19 protein-coding genes are annotated in these 20669 nt (G+C 30.8%); 11 read left to right on the forward strand and 8 right to left on the reverse strand.

Annotated elements, in window-relative coordinates:
* The first annotated feature begins 53 nt into the window (after nucleotides 1-53).
* From ileS to SY27_RS10445, 3 genes are all read left to right on the forward strand, one after another.
* Complete coding sequence (gene ileS, locus SY27_RS10435) at nucleotides 54-3455, forward strand: isoleucine--tRNA ligase (RefSeq protein ID WP_045969944.1); 3402 nt, start codon at nucleotides 54-56, stop codon at nucleotides 3453-3455.
* Between the two features lie 60 nt (nucleotides 3456-3515).
* The gene (locus SY27_RS10440) at nucleotides 3516-3896 is read left to right on the forward strand and encodes a TraR/DksA C4-type zinc finger protein (RefSeq protein WP_045969946.1); all 381 of its coding nucleotides are present in this window, start codon (nucleotides 3516-3518) and stop codon (nucleotides 3894-3896) included.
* An 84-nt stretch (nucleotides 3897-3980) separates the two neighbouring features.
* Entirely contained in the window at nucleotides 3981-4574 is a 594-nt protein-coding gene (locus SY27_RS10445; RefSeq protein ID WP_045969947.1) for a lipoprotein signal peptidase, read from the forward strand.
* A gap of 67 nt (nucleotides 4575-4641) precedes the next feature.
* Here SY27_RS10445 and SY27_RS10450 read toward each other — a convergent pair whose 3' ends face one another.
* Complete coding sequence (locus tag SY27_RS10450) at nucleotides 4642-5118, reverse strand: ribonuclease HI (RefSeq protein ID WP_045969948.1); 477 nt, start codon at nucleotides 5116-5118, stop codon at nucleotides 4642-4644.
* A 6-nt stretch (nucleotides 5119-5124) separates the two neighbouring features.
* Nucleotides 5125-5694 carry a phosphoribosylglycinamide formyltransferase gene (locus SY27_RS10455; protein ID WP_045969950.1) on the reverse strand — a complete coding sequence of 190 codons (570 nt, stop codon included), beginning with the start codon at nucleotides 5692-5694 and terminating at the stop codon, nucleotides 5125-5127.
* Between the two features lie 173 nt (nucleotides 5695-5867).
* Between SY27_RS10455 and SY27_RS10460 the strand changes: the two genes are divergently transcribed.
* The 7 genes from SY27_RS10460 (at nucleotide 5868) to SY27_RS10490 (ending at nucleotide 11866) form a co-directional block, all read left to right on the forward strand.
* Nucleotides 5868-6104 (forward strand): acyl carrier protein, encoded by a 237-nt coding sequence (locus SY27_RS10460; protein WP_045969952.1) that lies wholly within the window; start codon nucleotides 5868-5870, stop codon nucleotides 6102-6104.
* A gap of 297 nt (nucleotides 6105-6401) precedes the next feature.
* Nucleotides 6402-7655: a beta-ketoacyl-ACP synthase II gene (gene fabF / locus SY27_RS10465; protein ID WP_045969954.1), complete on the forward strand. Its 1254-nt coding sequence runs from the start codon at nucleotides 6402-6404 to the stop codon at nucleotides 7653-7655.
* 6 nt (nucleotides 7656-7661) lie between these two features.
* Nucleotides 7662-8405 (forward strand): ribonuclease III, encoded by a 744-nt coding sequence (gene rnc / locus SY27_RS10470; protein ID WP_045969956.1) that lies wholly within the window; start codon nucleotides 7662-7664, stop codon nucleotides 8403-8405.
* Between the two features lie 113 nt (nucleotides 8406-8518).
* Nucleotides 8519-8992, forward strand: a complete 474-nt coding sequence (locus SY27_RS10475; protein ID WP_045969958.1) for an IPExxxVDY family protein — start codon at nucleotides 8519-8521, stop codon at nucleotides 8990-8992.
* A gap of 5 nt (nucleotides 8993-8997) precedes the next feature.
* Nucleotides 8998-10428: a pyruvate kinase gene (gene pyk, locus SY27_RS10480; protein ID WP_045969960.1), complete on the forward strand. Its 1431-nt coding sequence runs from the start codon at nucleotides 8998-9000 to the stop codon at nucleotides 10426-10428.
* A 33-nt stretch (nucleotides 10429-10461) separates the two neighbouring features.
* On the forward strand, nucleotides 10462-11220 hold the full coding sequence (locus SY27_RS10485) for a Bax inhibitor-1/YccA family protein (RefSeq protein WP_045969962.1): 759 nt from the start codon (nucleotides 10462-10464) through the stop codon (nucleotides 11218-11220).
* A gap of 100 nt (nucleotides 11221-11320) precedes the next feature.
* On the forward strand, nucleotides 11321-11866 hold the full coding sequence (locus tag SY27_RS10490) for a hypothetical protein (RefSeq protein WP_045969964.1): 546 nt from the start codon (nucleotides 11321-11323) through the stop codon (nucleotides 11864-11866).
* A 52-nt stretch (nucleotides 11867-11918) separates the two neighbouring features.
* Here the strand turns inward: SY27_RS10490 and dinB are convergent, their stop codons facing one another.
* Nucleotides 11919-13028, reverse strand: a complete 1110-nt coding sequence (gene dinB, locus SY27_RS10495; RefSeq protein WP_045969966.1) for a DNA polymerase IV — start codon at nucleotides 13026-13028, stop codon at nucleotides 11919-11921.
* Nucleotides 13029-13195: 167 nt separating this feature from the next.
* On the opposite strand from dinB, the gene SY27_RS10500 reads away from it, so the two are divergent.
* Nucleotides 13196-13663, forward strand: coding sequence for a CYTH domain-containing protein (locus tag SY27_RS10500; protein ID WP_045969968.1), 468 nt, complete (start codon nucleotides 13196-13198; stop codon nucleotides 13661-13663).
* Nucleotides 13664-13762: 99 nt separating this feature from the next.
* Here SY27_RS10500 and SY27_RS10505 read toward each other — a convergent pair whose 3' ends face one another.
* From SY27_RS10505 to SY27_RS10525, 5 genes are read right to left on the reverse strand one after another with little or no spacing between them, the layout of a single operon-like run.
* The gene (locus SY27_RS10505) at nucleotides 13763-14350 is read right to left on the reverse strand and encodes a TetR/AcrR family transcriptional regulator (RefSeq protein ID WP_045969970.1); all 588 of its coding nucleotides are present in this window, start codon (nucleotides 14348-14350) and stop codon (nucleotides 13763-13765) included.
* A 39-nt stretch (nucleotides 14351-14389) separates the two neighbouring features.
* The gene (locus SY27_RS10510) at nucleotides 14390-15784 is read right to left on the reverse strand and encodes an efflux transporter outer membrane subunit (protein ID WP_045969973.1); all 1395 of its coding nucleotides are present in this window, start codon (nucleotides 15782-15784) and stop codon (nucleotides 14390-14392) included.
* Nucleotides 15785-15795: 11 nt separating this feature from the next.
* Nucleotides 15796-18933 carry an efflux RND transporter permease subunit gene (locus tag SY27_RS10515; RefSeq protein WP_045969975.1) on the reverse strand — a complete coding sequence of 1046 codons (3138 nt, stop codon included), beginning with the start codon at nucleotides 18931-18933 and terminating at the stop codon, nucleotides 15796-15798.
* Between the two features lie 33 nt (nucleotides 18934-18966).
* Complete coding sequence (locus tag SY27_RS10520; protein WP_045969977.1) at nucleotides 18967-20070, reverse strand: efflux RND transporter periplasmic adaptor subunit; 1104 nt, start codon at nucleotides 20068-20070, stop codon at nucleotides 18967-18969.
* Between the two features lie 23 nt (nucleotides 20071-20093).
* The gene (locus SY27_RS10525) at nucleotides 20094-20576 is read right to left on the reverse strand and encodes a GbsR/MarR family transcriptional regulator (protein WP_045969979.1); all 483 of its coding nucleotides are present in this window, start codon (nucleotides 20574-20576) and stop codon (nucleotides 20094-20096) included.
* Nucleotides 20577-20669 lie beyond the last annotated feature (93 nt).

The raw sequence follows: 20669 nt of genomic DNA on the forward strand, positions 1-20669 counted from the left end.
CAATTATTTGAAATTTAGTATTTTCGCATCTTTGATTATAGAAAGCAATAATAATGAGCACAAAATTTACTGAATACAAAGGACTTGACTTGCCAAAAGTGGCGTCTGAAGTCCTTGATTTTTGGAAAGAAGAAAACATCTTTGAGAAAAGTGTTACTACAAGAGAAGGGAACCAACCTTATGTTTTTTTTGAAGGACCACCTTCAGCAAATGGATTACCTGGTATTCACCATGTAATGGCTCGTGCTATTAAAGATATTTTTTGCCGTTATAAAACTCAAAAAGGTTTCCAAGTAAAACGTAAAGCAGGTTGGGACACACATGGTCTACCTGTTGAACTAGGTACGGAGAAAGAATTAGGAATTACTAAAGAAGATATAGGTACTAAAATTTCAGTTGAAGAATATAATGAAGCATGTAAGCGTACAGTAATGCGTTATACTGATGTTTGGAACGATTTAACTGAAAAAATGGGTTATTGGGTAGATATGGAAGACCCATATGTGACCTACAAATCAAAATACATGGAATCGGTTTGGTGGTTGTTAAAGCAAATCTACTCGAAAGATTTAATGTACAAAGGCTATACAATCCAACCGTATTCTCCAAAAGCGGGAACAGGATTATCTTCTCACGAGGTAAACCAACCAGGTTCGTATCGTGATGTAACCGATACAACAATTGTAGCGCAGTTTAAAGCAATTGAATCTACTTTACCTAGTTTTTTACAGGGTTTTGGAACGGTTCACTTTTTAGCATGGACAACTACTCCTTGGACATTACCATCGAATACAGCATTGACTGTTGGACCTAAAATCGATTATGTTTTAGTAAAAACATTTAATCAATATACTTTTGAACCAATCAATGTTGTTTTAGCTAAAAATTTAGTGGGAAAACAATTTGGTGGAAAATATTTTGTTGCGGAATCTGAAGAAGATTTTACAAATTACAAAGCAGAACATAAAAAAATACCGTACCAAATTTTAACTGAAGCAAAAGGTGCTGATTTGGTTGGAATTAAATACGAGCAATTATTGCCATTCACTTTGCCATATCAAACACCAGAAAACGCATTCCGTGTAATTTCTGGTGATTTCGTAACGACAGAAGATGGTACGGGTATCGTGCATACTGCGCCTACATTTGGTGCAGATGATGCTAAAGTGGCTAAAGAAGCTACTCCTGAAGTGCCACCTATGTTGGTTTTGGATGAAAATGGGAATCCTGTTCCATTAGTAGATTTACAAGGGAAGTTTGTAAGTCAAATGGGTGATTTTGCAGGGAAATATGTGAAAAATGAGTATTACAACGAAGGAGAAGCACCGGAGAAATCAGTGGATGTTGAAATCGCGATTCGTTTAAAAGAAGAGAATAAAGCCTTTAAGGTTGAGAAATATGTGCACAGTTATCCACATTGCTGGAGAACGGATAAGCCAATTTTATATTATCCATTGGATTCATGGTTTATCAAAATTACGGATGTAAAAGATCGTATGTTTGATTTAAATGAAACGATTAATTGGAAGCCAAAAGCTACTGGAGAAGGTCGTTTTGGTAATTGGTTGAAGAATGCAAACGATTGGAATTTATCACGTTCGCGTTATTGGGGTATTCCATTACCAATTTGGAGAACTGAAGATGGTACAGAAGAGGTAATAATGGGTTCAGTTGAAGAATTGTACAATGCTATTGAAAAGGCAATTGCTGCTGGTTTTATGAGTGAGAATCCTTATAAAGGATTTGAAATTGGGAATATGGATGAAACCAACTACGAATTGGTTGATTTGCATAAAAATGTTGTCGATAATATAATTTTAGTTTCCAATTCGGGTAAACCAATGAAACGCGAAACAGACTTAATTGACGTTTGGTTTGATTCTGGTTCTATGCCGTATGCACAATGGCATTATCCATTTGAAAATAAAGAAAAGATTGAAGGTAATCAAGATTTTCCTGCAGACTTTATTGCGGAAGGTGTTGATCAAACACGTGGGTGGTTTTATACGCTTCACGCAATAGGAACATTGGTTTTTGATAAAGTTGCCTATAAAAACGTAGTGTCAAACGGATTAGTATTGGATAAAAATGGACAAAAAATGTCCAAACGTCTAGGTAATGCAATAGACCCATTTACAACATTAACTGAATATGGCCCAGACGCTACGCGTTGGTACATGATTGCCAATGCAAATCCATGGGATAACTTAAAATTTGATTTAGAAGGAATTGCTGAAGTAAGAAGAAAATTCTTTGGAACACTTTACAATACATATTCATTCTTTGCATTGTATGCAAATATTGACGGCTTTAAATATGAAGAAGCTGAAATTCCTTTAAATGAAAGACCAGAAATTGATCGTTGGATTTTATCAGAGTTGAACACCTTAATTAATGATGTTGATGTGTTTTATGCTGAATATGAACCAACAAAAGCAGCACGTGCTATTTCGGATTTTGTTCAAGAGAATTTAAGTAACTGGTATGTGCGCTTATGTAGAAGACGTTTCTGGAAAGGTGAATATGCTCAAGATAAAATTGCGGCTTATCAAACACTTTATACTTGTTTGATTACAGTTTCTAAATTAGCAGCACCTATAGCCCCATTCTTCATGGATAAGCTTTACAAAGATTTAACACAAGCAACACAGTCAGAAAATTTTGATAGTGTACATTTGGCCGAGTTTCCAAAATACGTTGAAAAGTTTGTTGATAAATCATTAGAAAGCAGAATGTTAAAAGCACAAACAGTTTCTTCACTGGTATTATCACTTCGCAAGAAAGAAATGATTAAAGTGCGTCAGCCGTTGCAAAGAGTAATGATTCCGGTGCTTGACAAAGATTTTAAAGTCGAAATTGAGGCGATTTCTGATCTAATTAAAGCGGAAGTTAACGTAAAAGAAATAGAATTATTAGATGATGCATCTGGTGTGTTAGTAAAACAAATCAAACCTAATTTTAAAGCACTTGGACCGCGATTCGGAAAAGATATGGGATTGATTTCCAAAGAGATACAAAATTTAACACAAGATCAAATAAATATTTTGGATAAAGAAAGTCAATTAACACTTGACATTTCAGGAAAAAGTATTAATTTAACAAGCGAAGATGTTGAGATTTCTTCACAAGACATTCCTGGTTGGTTAGTCGCAAATGCAAACGGTATAACTGTTGCTTTGGATATCACAATTACAGATGAGTTGCGTAATGAAGGTATTGCTAGAGAATTAGTGAATAGAATTCAAAACATTAGAAAAGATTCAGGATTTGAAGTAACTGACAAAATAAAAGTTCATATACAAAACAATAAAGTTATAGAACAAGCCGTTAAGGAAAATGCAGATTACATTAAATCGGAAACATTAACAAATGAACTTATTTTTGTTGAAGAATTAAAAAACGGTACAGAAATTGAGTTTGATGAAGTAAAAACAAGAGTATTAATATCAAAATAAAGCTCCATAAAGGATTCTTTTATTATGATATTAAAATAATAACTTAATATTTTAGAAATTATGGTAGAAGATAAATTAAGATATTCAGATGCTGATTTAGCTGAGTTTAAAGAAATTTTACTTAAGAAAATAGAAAAAGCACAAGCAGACTTAGATTTGATTAGGAGTGCTTATATGAATGATCTAAATAACGGAACAGACGATACCTCCCCAACTTTCAAAGCATTTGAAGAAGGAAGCGAGACTATGTCTAAAGAAGCAAATTCTCAACTAGCAATTCGTCAAGAAAAGTTTATACGCGATTTGAAAAATGCTCTTTTCCGTGTAGAAAATAAAACATATGGAATATGTAAAGTAACAGGTAAATTAATTGGTAAAGAACGCTTAAAAGTAGTTCCTCATGCGACTATGAGCATAGAAGCAAAAAATTTACAACGTTAATCTTTATATAAAATTTTAATTAACGCTCCTGATGGAGCGTTTTTTGTATATTAAAATCATTATTTTTGTTCAAATTTTTATAGAATGACATTAAAGAAAGCCTATTTTTTAGTAATTTCAATTTTACTAATTGACCAAGTATCTAAAATTTATATTAAAACACATTTTTTTATTAATGAAGAAATAAAGGTTTTTGATTGGTTCCGAATCCATTTTATAGAAAATGAAGGAATGGCTTGGGGAGCTGTTATTCCAGGAGAATATGGAAAACTAGTCCTTACTCTATTTAGACTCTTAGTAGTTCCTGGTATTGCATGGTGGCTATGGGATTCTATTAAAAAAGAACAATCAAATTATCTAATTACTGCAATAGCATTAATATTAGCAGGAGCAGTAGGAAACATAATAGATTCTGTGTTCTATGGTGTTATATTTAATGATAGCTATCATCAAGTAGCAACCGCTTTTTCAGACGATCCTTATGGCAAGTGGTTTCATGGAGAAGTTGTAGATATGCTCTATTTTCCATTCTGGGAAGGAAATTTACCTGATTGGTTACCTATATGGGGAGGAAAACAATTTTCTTTTTTTAATGCTATTTTTAATGTTGCTGATATGGCAATTTCAACAGGAGTTGGAATTTTAATAGTCTTTAACAAAAGAGCATTTGGTAAATAAAAATTCTTATTTTATCTACTCAATGTTTTAACAAATCCTAGAATAGAATAATTACTTTAATTAAAACTTACAACATTCTTTTTTCTTCTTTTTCATAAAAAGCGTCAATAGAAAGTTTTTCTTGTTGAGATGCCATAACAGCTAACTCATCACAACGTTCGTTTTGTGGATGATTATTATGTCCTTTTACCCATTTAAAATCTACTTGATGCTTACGATAGGATTTTAAAAAACGTATCCATAAATCTGGATTTTTTTTATCCTTAAAAGATATTTTTTCCCATTGAAAAACCCATCTTTTCTCTACAGCATCAACTACATATTTGGAATCGGAAACCACTAATACTTTCGTTTTTGATTTTTTAAGTTTTTCTAAACCAACAATAACAGCTAATAATTCCATTCTGTTATTAGTTGACAATCGAAATCCTTCATAAAATTCTTTTTTATAAGGAGTTCCAACCATTTCCATGACAACACCATAACCAGCTGGTCCCGGGTTACCTTTTGCAGCACCATCTGTATATATATGGACTTCGTACATTTAAAATTATGAGTTATTAGATATAAATTTTTCTATTACTTCAGGAAAATATTGATGTTCCAATTCTTGTACCTTTTTCGCAACATCTTCTGGAGTTATACAATCTTCAATATTGACACTTTTTTGAAAAATAAATTCTCCTTCGTCATAATTTCCATTTACATAATGAATTGTTATTCCTGTCTCTATTTCTTTATTATCCAAAACTGCCTTATGAACATGCATTCCATACATTCCTTTTCCTCCATAGTTCGGCAATAACGCTGGATGAATATTAATCACTCTCTGAGGATAAAAATTAATTATCTCCTCTGGAAATTTTAATAAAAACCCAGCTAAAACAATTAAATTTGGTTGAATCTCATCTAGTTTTTCTAAAACAGTTCCATCATTAAGCTCTACTTTATTAAACACCACTCCTTGTATATCATGATGTTTTGCCTTTTCCAAAACTTTGGCATGAGGATTGTTTGTAAAGATAGCGACTACGTTCCCAAGACTCGATTTTTTGAAATGTAATATTATCTTTTCGGCATTAGAACCATTACCAGAAGCGAATAGTACTATTTTTTGCATTATCCTGTAATTTTAATTACACAAAAAAAAGAATAATAATTGGTAAAAAATAGAAAAATAGAGTCTTTATTAATTATTTTTTTTAATTTCGTAGTCTTATTTAGTAACAAAAATGTTGTTTTAAAATAAAGTTTTTTATTTTTGCCAACAAATTAAATTAAAAATTAGAGATTATGTCAGACATTGCATCAAGAGTAAAAGCGATTATCGTAGACAAATTAGGTGTTGACGAAAATGAAGTTGTAATTGAAGCTAGCTTCACTAACGATTTAGGAGCTGATTCATTAGACACTGTTGAGTTAATTATGGAGTTCGAAAAAGAATTTGACATTCAAATTCCAGATGATCAAGCTGAAAACATTGCTACTGTAGGTCAAGCTATTTCTTACATCGAAGAAGCTAAGAAATAATATTTTAAGTACCCATAAGTTTTATTCTTATGGGTCTTTTAATTATTTTTTATTTCTTGTTTTTAGAATCTTTTACTTGATTGCCTCTTAAATAGTTACAATACTATTTCAAAAGGTAAAATGTTTAGGATGAGTTTTGTAATTATATTTGTTTATATTTATATCAAAATTTATTCATTTTGTAGAAAACATTGATTGTATTACAATCATAAAATAAAAACTATGTAATACCCATTGTTTCTTTTAGTTTTCATTAAAAGCACTTTGGGTTTTTTTATATAATTAAAAAATTTTTATATGCAATTAAAGCGTGTTGTTGTAACTGGTCTAGGAGCATTAACCCCAATAGGGAATAATGTAGAAGAATACTGGAATGGTTTAATCGAAGGAAAAAGTGGAGCTGCACCTATTACCTATTACGATACAGAAAAACATAAAACCAAATTTGCTTGTCAGGTTAAAAACTTCAATATTGAAGATTTTATAGACCGAAAAGAATCTAGACGTTTAGATAAATTTGCTCAGTACGCTGTCGTTGCTAGTGACGAAGCTATAAAAGACGCTGGAATAACTCACGAAAATGTTAACAAACATAGAGTTGGTGTTATTTGGGGTGCAGGAATTGGAGGATTAGAAACTTTCCAAGAAGAAGTGCTATACTATGCAAAAGGCGATGGCACTCCTAAATTCAACCCTTTCTTTATCCCAAAAATGATTGCAGATATTGCTCCTGCTCATATTTCTATGAGAAATGGATTCATGGGACCAAATTACACAACTGTTTCTGCTTGTGCTTCTTCTGCTAACGCATTAATTGATGCATTCAATTACATTCGTTTAGGAATGTGTGATGTAATTATTTCTGGTGGATCAGAAGCAGCTGTTACTATTGCTGGAATGGGAGGATTTAACTCTATGCATGCTTTATCAACAAGAAACGAAAGTCCTGAAACAGCTTCAAGACCTTTTGATGCTACTCGTGATGGATTCGTACTTGGAGAAGGAGCTGGAGCACTAGTCCTTGAAGAATATGAACACGCAAAAGCACGTGGTGCAAAAATATATTGTGAAATTGGTGGTGGTGGAATGTCATCAGATGCTTATCATTTAACAGCTCCGCATCCTGAAGGATTAGGTGTAATTGCTGTAATGGAAAATACACTACGTGACGCTGGGATGAATCCAGAAGATGTCCAACATATCAATACACACGGAACATCAACTCCTTTAGGTGATGTTGCAGAATTAAAAGCAATAAGTGCTGTTTTTGGTGATCATGCTAAAAACATTAACATCAATTCTACTAAATCTATGACAGGTCATCTTCTAGGTGCTGCTGGAGGAATTGAAGCCATTGCTTCTATCTTAGCTATTAAAAATGGTATTATTCCTCCAACAATTAATCACACAATTGTTGATGAAAACATTAATCCAGAACTTAACTTAACTTTAAACAAAGCTCAAAAGAGAGAAATTAAAGTTGCCATGAGTAACACTTTTGGATTTGGTGGTCATAATGCATGTGTGTTGTTTAAAAAATTAGAAGAATAATCTATAATGCGTAAGTTTTTAAAAAAAATAATAAGAAATTCCCGTTCTCAAGAAGACGGGATTTTTTTTGACAAACTTTGCAAAATACTTGGATTTAAACCATTAAATATTATTTTTTATACTAAAGCTTTTACACATCGCTCAACAAATAAATTAGATAAAACTGGAAATCCTTTTAACTATGAACGTTTAGAGTTTTTAGGTGATGCAATGTTAGGTAGTGTTATTGCTGCTCATTTATACAATGAGGTTCCTACAGGAGATGAAGGTTATCTTACCAAAATGCGATCAAAAATAGTAAGTAGAGAGCATTTGAATGAGTTAGGTAGAGATTTAAACTTAATTCAATTCATTGAAAGTAAAGCGAATCCTCTTCATTTTGGAGAGAATATACATGGTAATATTTTTGAAGCTTTTATTGGTGCTATTTATCTTGATAGAGGCTATTCTTATTGTGAAAAATTCATTCATAATAAGGTAATTGATTCTTATGTAGACATTCCAAAACTTGAGGGAAAAGTTATTAGCTATAAAAGTTTAGTTATTGAATGGTGTCAAAAAGAAAAGAAACAATTCTTTTTTGATGTTTTTGATGATACTGGTGTTGAAGATCAAAAATATTTTGGTGTAAAATTAATTATTGATCAAAAAATAATAGGAAAAGGAAGAGCTACATCAAAGAAAAAAGCTGAAGAAAAAGCTGCAAAAAGAGCATATTTTGCTCTTCAAGAAAAAATTGATAAAAAATAATCCTTAAAGTTATAAACTAAAACGTTTTCGAAATAAAACATTTGTTAACTTCTTTATAAACAATACTTTTTATACTATTTTAAAATAGTATATTTACAGCATATTTATACAAAATGGCCATTCATAAAATTCAAATAAATGACTTTATTTCGACAGATTATGAGCTTATCGCCATCCACACTACTATTGAGGATTATCGTTTAGCTTATTTCATTAATCAAGCGTTACAAATTCAATTGAGCAAAAGCGACTCAAATATTGAAATCAAATCAAAAGAAGGAAAAAGTTTATTTAGTCATTTTATTTATGATGACGAAGTAAATGATATTGTGTGGAATTTATTAGAAAATAAAACAACTCTTATCCCTTCAGAGCAAAAAATAACTGGTATTTTTGATTCTATAGATATTACAACATATATGCTACCAGAGTTAAAAAAAGCCGAATTTATATTAAAAATAGAGAATATTGAAGGTGCTTTTTCTTTGGAAGATATTTTACAATCTATTTTGAAAACGAACCAAATTTCAACAGGTTATATTGTTGATCAAACTAAACTTAAATCTAAAAATAATTTAATTTTTTAATTAAAATGCCGACAAATAAAAAAACTAAAATTGTTGCTACCTTAGGACCAGCATGTAGCACAAAAGAAATAATAAAAGGAATGATTGATGCTGGTGTAAATGTTTTTAGAATTAATTTTTCTCATGCAGACTATGAAGATGTAAAAGAAAGAATTAACATCATCAGGGAACTAAACAATGATTTTGGATATACTACTTCTATTTTAGCAGATTTACAAGGACCTAAATTACGAGTAGGTGTAATGAAAGAAGATGTAGTAGTATCAAAAGGTGATATAATTACTTTTACAACGGCAGAAGATATTCTTGGAACTGCTGAAAAAGTATACATGAACTACAAAGAATTTCCAAGAGATGTTAATGCAGGTGAACGCATTTTACTTGATGATGGAAAACTTATTTTTGAAGTTTTAAAAACCGATAAAGAAACTGAAGTAGAAGCAATTGTAGTACAAGGTGGTCCATTAAAATCTAAAAAAGGAGTTAATCTGCCTAATACTAAAGTATCTTTACCAGCACTAACAAAAAAAGATATTAAAGACGCTATTTTTGCTATAGAATGTAAAGTAGATTGGTTAGCATTATCTTTTGTTCGTACTCCAAAAGACCTTGAAGAGCTACAAGATTTAATTGCTAAACATTCGGATCATAAAATTCCTATTATAGCAAAGATTGAAAAACCTGAAGCTGTTGAAAATATTGATAAAATTGTTGCTTTTTGTGATGGTTTAATGGTTGCTAGAGGAGATTTAGGTGTTGAAATTCCTGCTGAACAAGTTCCTTTAATTCAAAAAAAATTAATTCATAGAGCAAAAACAGCTAGAATCCCTGTAATTGTTGCAACACAAATGATGGAAACGATGATTACGAGTTTAACTCCTACAAGAGCAGAAGTAAATGATGTAGCAAATTCTGTAATGGATGGTGCAGATGCAGTAATGCTTTCAGGTGAAACATCTGTTGGTAATTATCCTGTACAAGTAATTGAAACCATGACTCGTATTATTGAGAGTGTGGAAGATTCACCTCTTATTAAAGTTCCTTTAAATGCTCCTCATGTAAGAACAAATCGTTTTATAACGAAGTCTATATGCTATCATGCTGCAATAATGGCTGATGATATTAATGCAAAAGCTATAACTACTCTTACAAATAGTGGTTATACTGCATTTCAAATTTCGGCTTGGAGACCAAAATCACATATTTTAGTTTTCACATCAAACAAACGAATTCTAACACAATTAAACTTGCTTTGGGGTGTGAGAGCATATTACTATGACAAATTTGTTAGTACAGATGATACTATTGACGATGTTAATCAAATTTGTTTAGAAAAAGGTTATGTAAAAACAGGAGATATGATTATAAATCTTGCTGCAATGCCTATTGTAAAAAAAGGAATGGTAAATACTCTTCGTGTTTCAGAAATTGAATAATTTTTCTTTATTTTTGATAAAAATTTAACCCATATGAATTTAAAATCTAAAAATCCTTTTTTAGGATCAAAGTCATTCAATAACACTTCAAGAGAAGCTAATGAAACAGTTATTAGCTATGAAGATACTATGACAGTGAATGGAGCTATAAACAAAAGTTTCATTCTATTAGCTGCTTTACTTACTTCTGCTTGTATTAGCTGGTGGATGGCATTTAATGGTTATAATCCGATGCTTTTCACAATTGGTGGAGCTATAATTGGATTTATATTAGTTCTGATTGCTTCTTTTAAACCTTCTACTTCTCCATGGGTTGCTCCTGGATATGCTTTATTTGAAGGTTTATTTATAGGTGGAATTTCTGCTTATTTTGAAGCTGCTTATCCAGGAGTAGTTATTCAGGCTGTTAGTTGTACTTTTATAACATTTATTGTGTGTTTTGCATTGTATAAATATAAAATTGTAAAAGTTACTGAAAAATTCAAATCTATTGTAATTGCAGCAACATTAGCCATTTTCACATACTATCTGTTATCATGGGTTTTATCTTTATTCATTAATTTTGAACCTATACATAGAGGGAATTCTTTAATGAGTATTGGTATTAGTGTATTTGTTATTATTATTGCAGCTTTAAATTTATTTTTAGATTTTGACCAAATTGAAGATGGTGCAGAAAAGCAAATGCCTAAATATATGGAATGGTTCAGCGCAATGGGTTTAATGATAACCTTAGTATGGTTATATGTTGAGTTCTTACGTTTACTAGCAAAATTATCTAGTAGAGATTAATCTTCACTTAAAATATAATTAAAGCAATCCAAAAGGGTTGCTTTTTTTTTAAACCAATAAAAAAAATTATACATTTGAATTAAAATTAAAACATAAAAAAATGAAAAAAATCTATTTAGCAATAGCTATTCTTGCTTTAACATTACAAACTTCATGTAAAAAAGAAGGAACAACAGAAGAGAACACAGCTACTTCAGAAACTACAGCTACTTCAGAAAATGAAACAAAATCTGAAGACAATACAGCTATAAATACTCCAAAAACATATTCTATAACCGCTACACCAGAATTTTCAATGTTGGGTAAAAATAATGAAGTTCAAGTAAAATTAATCAATCTAAAAGCATTAGAACTTTCTGATCCCGATGGTAAAATTACTGGAATAGAACTAACATATCAACTTGAAGTAACCAATAAAAATACTATTAACAAAGGAAGTATTTTCGTTAATCCACGTGATTTTAGATTAGAATTAGAAAATGGAAACAAGATATCTCATGATCAATATACTGCATTTCCAGTTGAAGAAGAGGAAACAAAAACTAGTGAAAAACAAATTTTTAAAATTCCTGCTGGAACTAAACCCGTTAATTTACATTTGTTCTTTGATGAAACTAGAGCAGTTGTTAAATTAGACATGCAATAATCTATTTTTTTATAAAAAAATTAAAAAAGCAGACTTTTAAAAGTCTGCTTTTTTATTCCTTAAACTCAAATTGTAATTGAATAGAAATACTTTTTTGTGTAGGTTCGTTTTTCTTTTTTTCTTGATTGTTTAAATTATGTAATGATAAACCTAAAAGTCTTACAGAGTTTTTTAATCGTTCTTGATACAATAATTCTTTAGCTATATCAATCATTAAATCTTTATCCGAAATATAGTAAGGCAACGTTTTACTTCTTGTTTGCAAGGTAAAATCGGAATATTTTAGTTTTAACGTGATTGTTTTTCCTGCTATTTTACTTTTATGCAAACGCTTTTCGAGTTCATTTGCAATACTTATTATCTTTTCTTCTAAAAACACTTCAGATGAAAGGTTTTCAAAGAAAGTTCGTTCTGCACCAACAGACTTTATTGTCCTATTTGGTTTCACTTGACTATTGTGAATACCACGACATATTTGGTAATAATAAGTACCACTGTTGTTAAAGTGCTTTTCTAAAAAGTCTAGCCCTTTTTGTTTTAAATCATAACCGGTAAAAATACCTAATTGATACATTTTTTCGGCTGTTACTTTACCAATACCATAGAATTTTTTAATATCTAAAGCTTCTAAAAAAGTTTCTACTTCATCAGGATTTACTGTTTTTTGTCCGTTTGGTTTATTATAATCAGAAGCTATTTTGGCAACAAATTTATTAACTGAAATTCCCGCAGAAGCAGTTAATCCTACTTCTTCATAAATACGTTTTCTAATTTCTTGCGCTATTAATGATGCACTAGGATTGTTCTTTTTGTTTTCAGTAACATCTAAATAAGCTTCATCAAGAGAAAGTGGTTCTACCAAATCTGTATATTCTAAAAATATTTTCCTTATTTTTCTAGAAATCTCTTTGTAACGATCAAAACGTGGTGGCACAAAAATAAGTTCAGGACAATTTCGCTTTGCTTGAATACCACTCATTGCTGAACGAACACCAAATTTTCTAGCTTCATAACTTGCAGCACTTACTACTCCTCGCGCTTCATTTCCTCCCACAGCTAAAGGTTTTCCTTTTAACTCTGGATTATCCATTTGTTCTACCGATGCATAAAATGCATCCATATCTATATGAATAATTTTACGATATGATAGCGTATTCTCCATTGTACAAATTTAGTCTATATTTGATTTATAGCCCTGATAGTAATGAAAATCCTTTTATTTTTTCTTTACAACATAATAGCAGAAAATAAAAGATTGTAGTGGATAGCAGGAAACAGCTTCAAATAAAAAAGAAGTTGTATTTTTAAGGTTTTAAAATTACTTTTTAAATGATTGAGATAGAACGAAAGTTTTTAGTAAAATCTGATGCTTTTTTAAATGATTACAGTTGTTGTAATAGAATTATACAAGGTTATTTGTCTTCTTCGCCAGAACGTACTGTTAGGGTTCGAATAAAAGGCAATAAAGGCTATTTAACTATTAAAGGTAAAAGTAGTGATAGTGGTTTAAGCAGGTTTGAATGGGAAAAAGAGATTGTTTTAGAAGAAGCTGAACAATTATTAACACTTTGTGAAAGAGGTGTTATTGATAAAATACGATATGAAGTTATTGTGGGAACACATTTATATGAAATAGATGTTTTTACATCTGAAAATGATGGATTAATTATTGCTGAACTTGAACTAACAAGTGAAGACGAAGTATTTGAAAAACCAGAATGGTTAGGAAATGAAGTAACAAATGATAATCGTTATTACAATTCTTATTTAAGTAAACATCCTTTTAAAACATGGTAAAATGAAAGATTGTATTACATTTTTAATTGCTATAATATACTTTCAAATATATCTATAAAAGTAGAGACTTTGTCTTAATGAGCTGCAAAAGGGAGTAAATCAAAGTAGATTAAAGCAATCTTTTGTTACAATTCCTTTTAATTTTAATGTAATAAAATAATCTAATATTTCTTGATTTGTGTAATTTTCAAATACTTTATATTTCCATAATTTTTCATCAATATCGTCAAAATTAATGGCTGAAAAAAAAACTATATCTATTGTTTGAATAATTAATTTTTCGTCTTTAGCTTGTTGTAAAAGTGGCAATAAAATTTCGTCTCGCATTTGCTTTTTATACTTTTGATATTCTTCCATAACTGCTCGATGGTATTTTTTTAAACTGTATAAAAAGATAGGATCAATGGTACTGATATTTTGAATAGCAATAATATAAATTGCAATTATCTTTTGTAATGGATTTTGATTAGATTCTATGATTTCATTAACTTCATCTATAAATTTTTTCCAAAGTAAATCAACGGCTTCTAACAACAATGCTTCTTTATTCTTAAATAATGTATACAATGTTTTTTTAGACAGTCCAAATTCTTCTGCAATATCGTCCATGGTAATATTTTTACTACCATATTTTAGAAAATGATCTAATGTTTTTTCTAGTAATAATGCTTTCTTATCGTTTTCCATAGTATAAAAAAAGCCCTGAAAAACAGGGCTCATTGTATTTTAATTACCTCCTCCTAATGATTTGTATAACTTGATAACTGCATTCATTTGTTTGAATTTATTATCTATATAATTAATCTCAGTATTTAAGGCATTGTCTTTTGCTGTTAATACTTCTAAGTAATTTACTAAACCATACTGTAATAATTCATCTGAATAATCAGCAGCTTTTGTTAAAGCATCTAACTGTTTTTCACGAATAGTTAGCTTATCACTTTCATTTTCATAACTTGCTAAAGCATCGGAAACTTCTTTTCCTGCAATTAATAATGCTTTTTCATATTGCAAATAAGCTTTTTGTTGATTTGCTTTTGCAACTTCTAAACGTGTTTTATTCTGACGTTGATTAAAAATAGGCTGTGCAAGTCCTGTAATAATATTTGCAAAAATAGATTTGGAGTTGAACCAATCTTTCAATTCTAAACTTTGTAATCCTCCTGTTGCACTTAATGTCAATGATGGATAGAAATAGCTTCTTGCTACATTTGTTAGTTCAAAAGTGTTTCTAAAGTTTAATTCAGCAGCCACAACATCTGGTCTCTTGCTTAATAAGTACGCTGGTAATCCAACTTTAACATTTGCTTCTATTTTTTGTGTATCAAAAGAAGAACGTTCTACAGCTTCTGGTGATTTCCCTAGAAGTTGTGTAAATGAATTTTCTAATACTTTAAGATTGTATTCTAAATCTTTCAAAATAATTTCAGTAGCATATTTTTGCGCTTCCGTTTGTTGTACTGCAACTTCATTAACGTTTCCTGCCTCTTTTAAAGCTTTAATAACTTCAACACTTTTATTTCTATTTTCAATTGTTTGTGCTACTACTTTTATTTGTGAATCAGTAGCTAACATTTGATAATACAACGAAGCAATATTAGCAATTAATTCTGTTTGAATTGCTTGTTTTGCAGCAGAAGTTTGTAAATATTGTGCAACAGAAGCTCTTTTATTACTTCTTATTTTTCCCCAAATATCAGCTTCCCAAGATAATTTTGCAGATAACTCATATTGATCTAAGGAACCATTAAACAAACGTCCGAATTGACTATTTTTTGACAATTCTTGGTGTGTCCAAGTTGCGTTTGCATTCAATGCAGGAAAATAACCTGCTTTTCCTTGTTTCATCATAGCTTCTGCAGCTTCCATATTTTGCAATGCTATTTGCATGTCTAAATTATTCTGCAATCCTTCATTTATATAAGCCTGTAAAAGAGTGTCTGTAAATAATTTATCCCAAGAAACCATTGCAAGTGAAGTGCTATCAATTTCTTGATCTGTACGATATAAATTCTGTGTTTCCACTTTTGGCGCTTCATAATTTTTAGACACAAAACACGATTGAGCTAAAAACATTATTGCAACTAAAAAGCTACCTTTTATGATAAGTTGTTTTTTCATTTTCTTTTTGATTATAAGCTTTCTACATCATTTTCTTCTGGTTTACCACTAATCTTTTCTTGTAAATTTTGGAAAACAATAAATAGAACTGGAATTACAAAAACTCCTAAGATTGTTCCTATCAACATTCCTCCAATTGCTCCTGTTCCAATAGCATTATTCCCTACTGCACCTGCTCCTTTAGCTAACATCAATGGCATTAATCCAAGGATAAAAGCAAATGATGTCATCAAAATGGGACGTAAACGGGCTGTTGCTCCTTGAACAGCAGCTTGCGCTATACTCCAACCTTTTCTTCTGGAATCTGCTGCAAACTCTACTATCAAAATAGCATTCTTAGCCAATAAACCAATAAGCATAATCAAGGTAATTTGAAGATAAATATTATCACTTACATTGAAAAAATAGGCAAAAATATAAGCTCCGGCTAAACCTACAGGTAATGATAATAGAACCGCAAAAGGTAACATATAGCTTTCATATTGAGCAGCTAATAAGAAATAAACAAAAACTAAACAAAGAAGGAATATATATAGTGTTTGTCCTCCTGCACTAATTTCTTCACGTGTCATTCCTGAGAATTCATATCCATAACCAATTGGTAGACTTTGACTTGCTACTTCTTCAATAGCTTTAATGGCATCACCTGTACTAAATCCTTCATTTGGTGCTCCAGTAATTTTAACCGATGTAAATAAGTTAAAACGTTCAATTGCTTGAGGTCCAAAAACTTTTTCTAAAGTTACAAATTGAGAAATTGGGGCCATTTCACCTTTATTATTTCTTACCATTATACTATTTAAAGATTCTGGATCTGTTCTGAATTTTGGTTCTGACTGATAAATTACTCTATATTGTTTTCCAAATTTATTAAAATTGGATGCATAAACTCCTCCATAATATCCTTGCATAGTTCCTAAAACGTCTGTCACTGTTAAACCCGAATTTTTAATCCTAGCAACATTTAAGTCAATACGATATTGTGGATAATTTGGAGAAAATGATGTCGCAGCATATTTAATTTCTGGTCGACTATTTAAAGCTCCTAAAAACTTATTGTTTACCTCATTTAATTCTTTAATTGTACCTCCTTTTTGATCTTGAAGTTGAAATTCAAATCCATTTGTAAATCCAAACCCTACAAGTGTTGGACGTGCAAAGAATAGAACTTTAGCATCTTTAACAACAGCCGCACGTTTGAATAATTCTCCAACAACTGCTGAAATTTCTTGATTAGCATCTGGTCGATCTGCCCATGGTTTCAATTTTACAATTACCATTCCGTAGTTACTTCCTGTTCCACTAATTAAACTTCTACCAGAAATACGAAGTACTTCTTTAATTTCAGGTAAGTCTTTCACCTTATTTTCAATTTGCAACAGTACTTCTTCTGTTCTTTCCAATGAAGTTCCAGGAGGAAGAGATACATCCGATAAAATAGCACCAGTATCTTCTCCAGGCACAAATGCTTTTGGCGTTATATTTAAAAGCAATACAAAAATTCCAGCGAAGACTGCTATTCCTAAAAAAGCTACCCATTTACGTTTAATGAAAAACTCTACTGATTTTTTATATTTAACTGTTGTTGCTTCAAAAGCGATATTAAACAATGAATAAAAACGTTGTAAAAACCCTTTTTTCTTTTCTTCTTCGTTATGCGGTTTTAAGAAAATGGCACATAAAGCTGGCGAAAGTGTAAGTGCATTAATAGCTGATAATACAATTGCAACGGCTAATGTTAAACCAAATTGTTTGTAGAAAACTCCCGCAGAACCACTAATAAAAGATACTGGAATAAAAACGGCTGACATTACAAGTGTTATTGAGATAATAGCACTACTAATATCATTCATGGCACTATGAGCTGCTTTTTTAGGATTCTTTTCCCCTGCTTCCATTTTGGCATGAACGGCTTCTACTACCACAATGGCATCATCCACCACAATTCCGACGGCAAGCACCAATGCAAATAGTGTTAATAAATTAATTGTAAATCCAAACAGACTCAAGAAGAAGAATGTACCAACGATTGCAACTGGAACCGAAATAGCTGGAATTAGTGTTGATCTCCAATCTTGTAAGAAAACAAAAACAACTAAGAATACTAATAAGAAAGCTTCTATTAAAGTATGGATAACTTTTGTGATAGATTCATCTAAAAAGTCATTTGCATTAATTAAGGTTGCGTAATCTACTCCTTTCGGGAAACTTACTTTTACTTTTTCTAGCACTGCTAAAGAGCCTTCAATAACTTCTTGTGCATTTGAACCTGCTGTTTGAGCAATGGCAATGGCAATTGATTTATTCCCATTTGTACTTGCGCTACCAGCATAATTCACAGCTCCTAATTCAATTTTTGCTACATCTCCTAATTTTAGAACTTCTCCATTTTCTGTAGAACGAACTATAATTTCTTCAAACTCATTTGTAGTTTGTAAACGCCCTTTATATTTTAAAGTATATTGAAATGATTGATCTCCACTTTCTCCCAACTGACCAGGAGCAGCTTCAATATTTTGTTCTGCTAATAATGCTGTTACATCTGATGGAACTAACCCATAACTTGCCATAACATCTGGTTTTAACCAAATACGCATTGAATAATCTCTTTGACCAAATATTATGGCATCTCCAACACCTGCTACACGCTTAATTTTTGGCAGAATATTGATATTCGCATAATTTTGAAGAAAGGTATCATCATATTCAGGGTTTTCACTATATAAAGACAAAATTAATATGTTGTCACTTTGTCTTTTAGATGTTGTTACACCTGATCTTGTAACTTCTTGTGGTAATAAAGATGTTGCACGAGAAACTCTATTTTGGACATTAACAGCCGCTAAATCTGGGTTTGTACCTAATTTAAAGTAAATACTTATAGAAGCTGAACCATCATTATTAGAAGTAGAACTCATGTAAGTCATGTCTTCTACACCATTGATTTGTTCTTCAAGTGGAATTACTACCGAATTCATTACAACTTCGGCACTTGCTCCTTGATAGTTTGCTGATACAGTTACTGTTGGCGGAGCTATTTCTGGATATTGTGAAACTGGAAGTGTGATTAACCCTAAAACTCCCAATATAACGATGATAATAGAAATCACCGTTGACAACACAGGTCTATCAATAAATTTTGAAAACATAGTTTATTAGTTTTTCAATCGTTAAATTGTAAATTATTTTTTAGGATTATCTAGTTCTTTTAAGTCAATAACTTCTGGTTTTATTGGTGTACCTTCTGCTACAATACCAACACCTTCTATTAAAAATTTATCCTTTGCGCTTAATCCTTTATCTACTACGAAGTATTTACCCCCTGGAACTGCACGAACTTCAATAGGAACAAATTTTACTTTATTTTCATTATCTACAATTAAAGCGATTCTTTTATCTTGTAACTCGACCGTTGCATTTTGAGGAATTAGAATAACATCTTTCAAGTTAGTTGGAATTTGAATTACTCCGCTTCCACCTGATCTCAGCAATCTGTTTGGATTTGGAAAACTTGCTCTAACATTGAATGAACCTGTTTGCGTATTAGCTTGACCGCTAAATGTTTCTATTTTCCCCTTTTCTTGATATGCAATACCATTACTTAAAACCAAGTTTACTAAAGGCATATTACCTATTTTATCTTGGAAAGTTTTACCTTCAGCATTCATCATAATGTCTAATTGTTCTTTTTCGTTAACTGAGAAATAAGCATAAACTTTGCTAATATCTGAAATTCGAGTTAAAGGTTGTGCTGTTTGACTACTTACATAACTTCCAATTCTTAAAGGCAGTGTCCCTACAATTCCATTTACTGGGCTTGTAATTGTAGCGTAGTTTATTCTGGCAATTATGCTTTGATAGGTGCTTTTTGCACTGGCTAAATTAGCTTTAGCAGTTGCTAATTGTACATCACTAATAATTTTTCGTTCAACCAATGGCATCAAACGATTTACTTCCACTTGTGCAACATCTACTCTTGCTTTTGCAGCTCCTGCTTCTTGTGTAGCTGTTTGCGTTTCTAATTTGAAAAGCAATTGCCCCTTTTTTACTTCTTGTCCCTCATCAACGTATATTTTTTCAATATATCCATCTACTTTTGGACGAATATCTATATCTGTAATACCTTCTAATTTAGTTGGATATTCTGCTAATAAAGTAGTATTACTTTTAGAAACTTGAACTACTTTATAAGAGGATACAGGTAGAGTTGTTTTAGAACTATCTTTCTTATTACATGAAATCAGTAGGGTTATAACAAAAACAGTTATAAAATATTTTTTATTCATAGTTAGTATTTTTATTTATTGGATTAATTTGTGATTTCGATTTCTTTAAATTTTTCTATTGTATTAATTAATAATTCTTCAACTTTCAGAATGTGTTCTTTGTAAGCAATACTATTTTTAAGATTTATAGCTTCTGCATTACAGGACACATTTTTCTCTCTATAATTCATAATTCTATTAATCAATGTTTTTTCATCTTCAACTAAATCTAAATAATTTTTTAATCGTTGACTTAAAGGTTCTGCTTTAAAGTATTTTTTTCTATCGTTTGGAATTGTATAATAATTTATTCTCCCCATTTTTAAAAGCAGATTAATGTTTGTTGAAACAGAACTTTTACTTGCTCCTAACTTTACAACTAATTCTTCAAAAGTTAATCCTGATTTACATGCATCTATCACTAATAATGCTAAAATTCTTGAACTCAATGGTGATAAATTATAATGCTTTTCAAAATGTACTCCAAACATTTCTATCAATTCTTCTTTCTCTTCTTGATTTGTCATTTTGAATATTTTTTTGCAAATTTATTGATTAGTTCGCTTACAACCGAACTAAACGAACTTAATTTTTTGTTAATTTTTTTGCATAAAAAAATC

It is taken from the genome of Flavobacterium sp. 316, assembly GCF_000967805.1.
GTDB lineage: Bacteria > Bacteroidota > Bacteroidia > Flavobacteriales > Flavobacteriaceae > Flavobacterium > Flavobacterium sediminilitoris.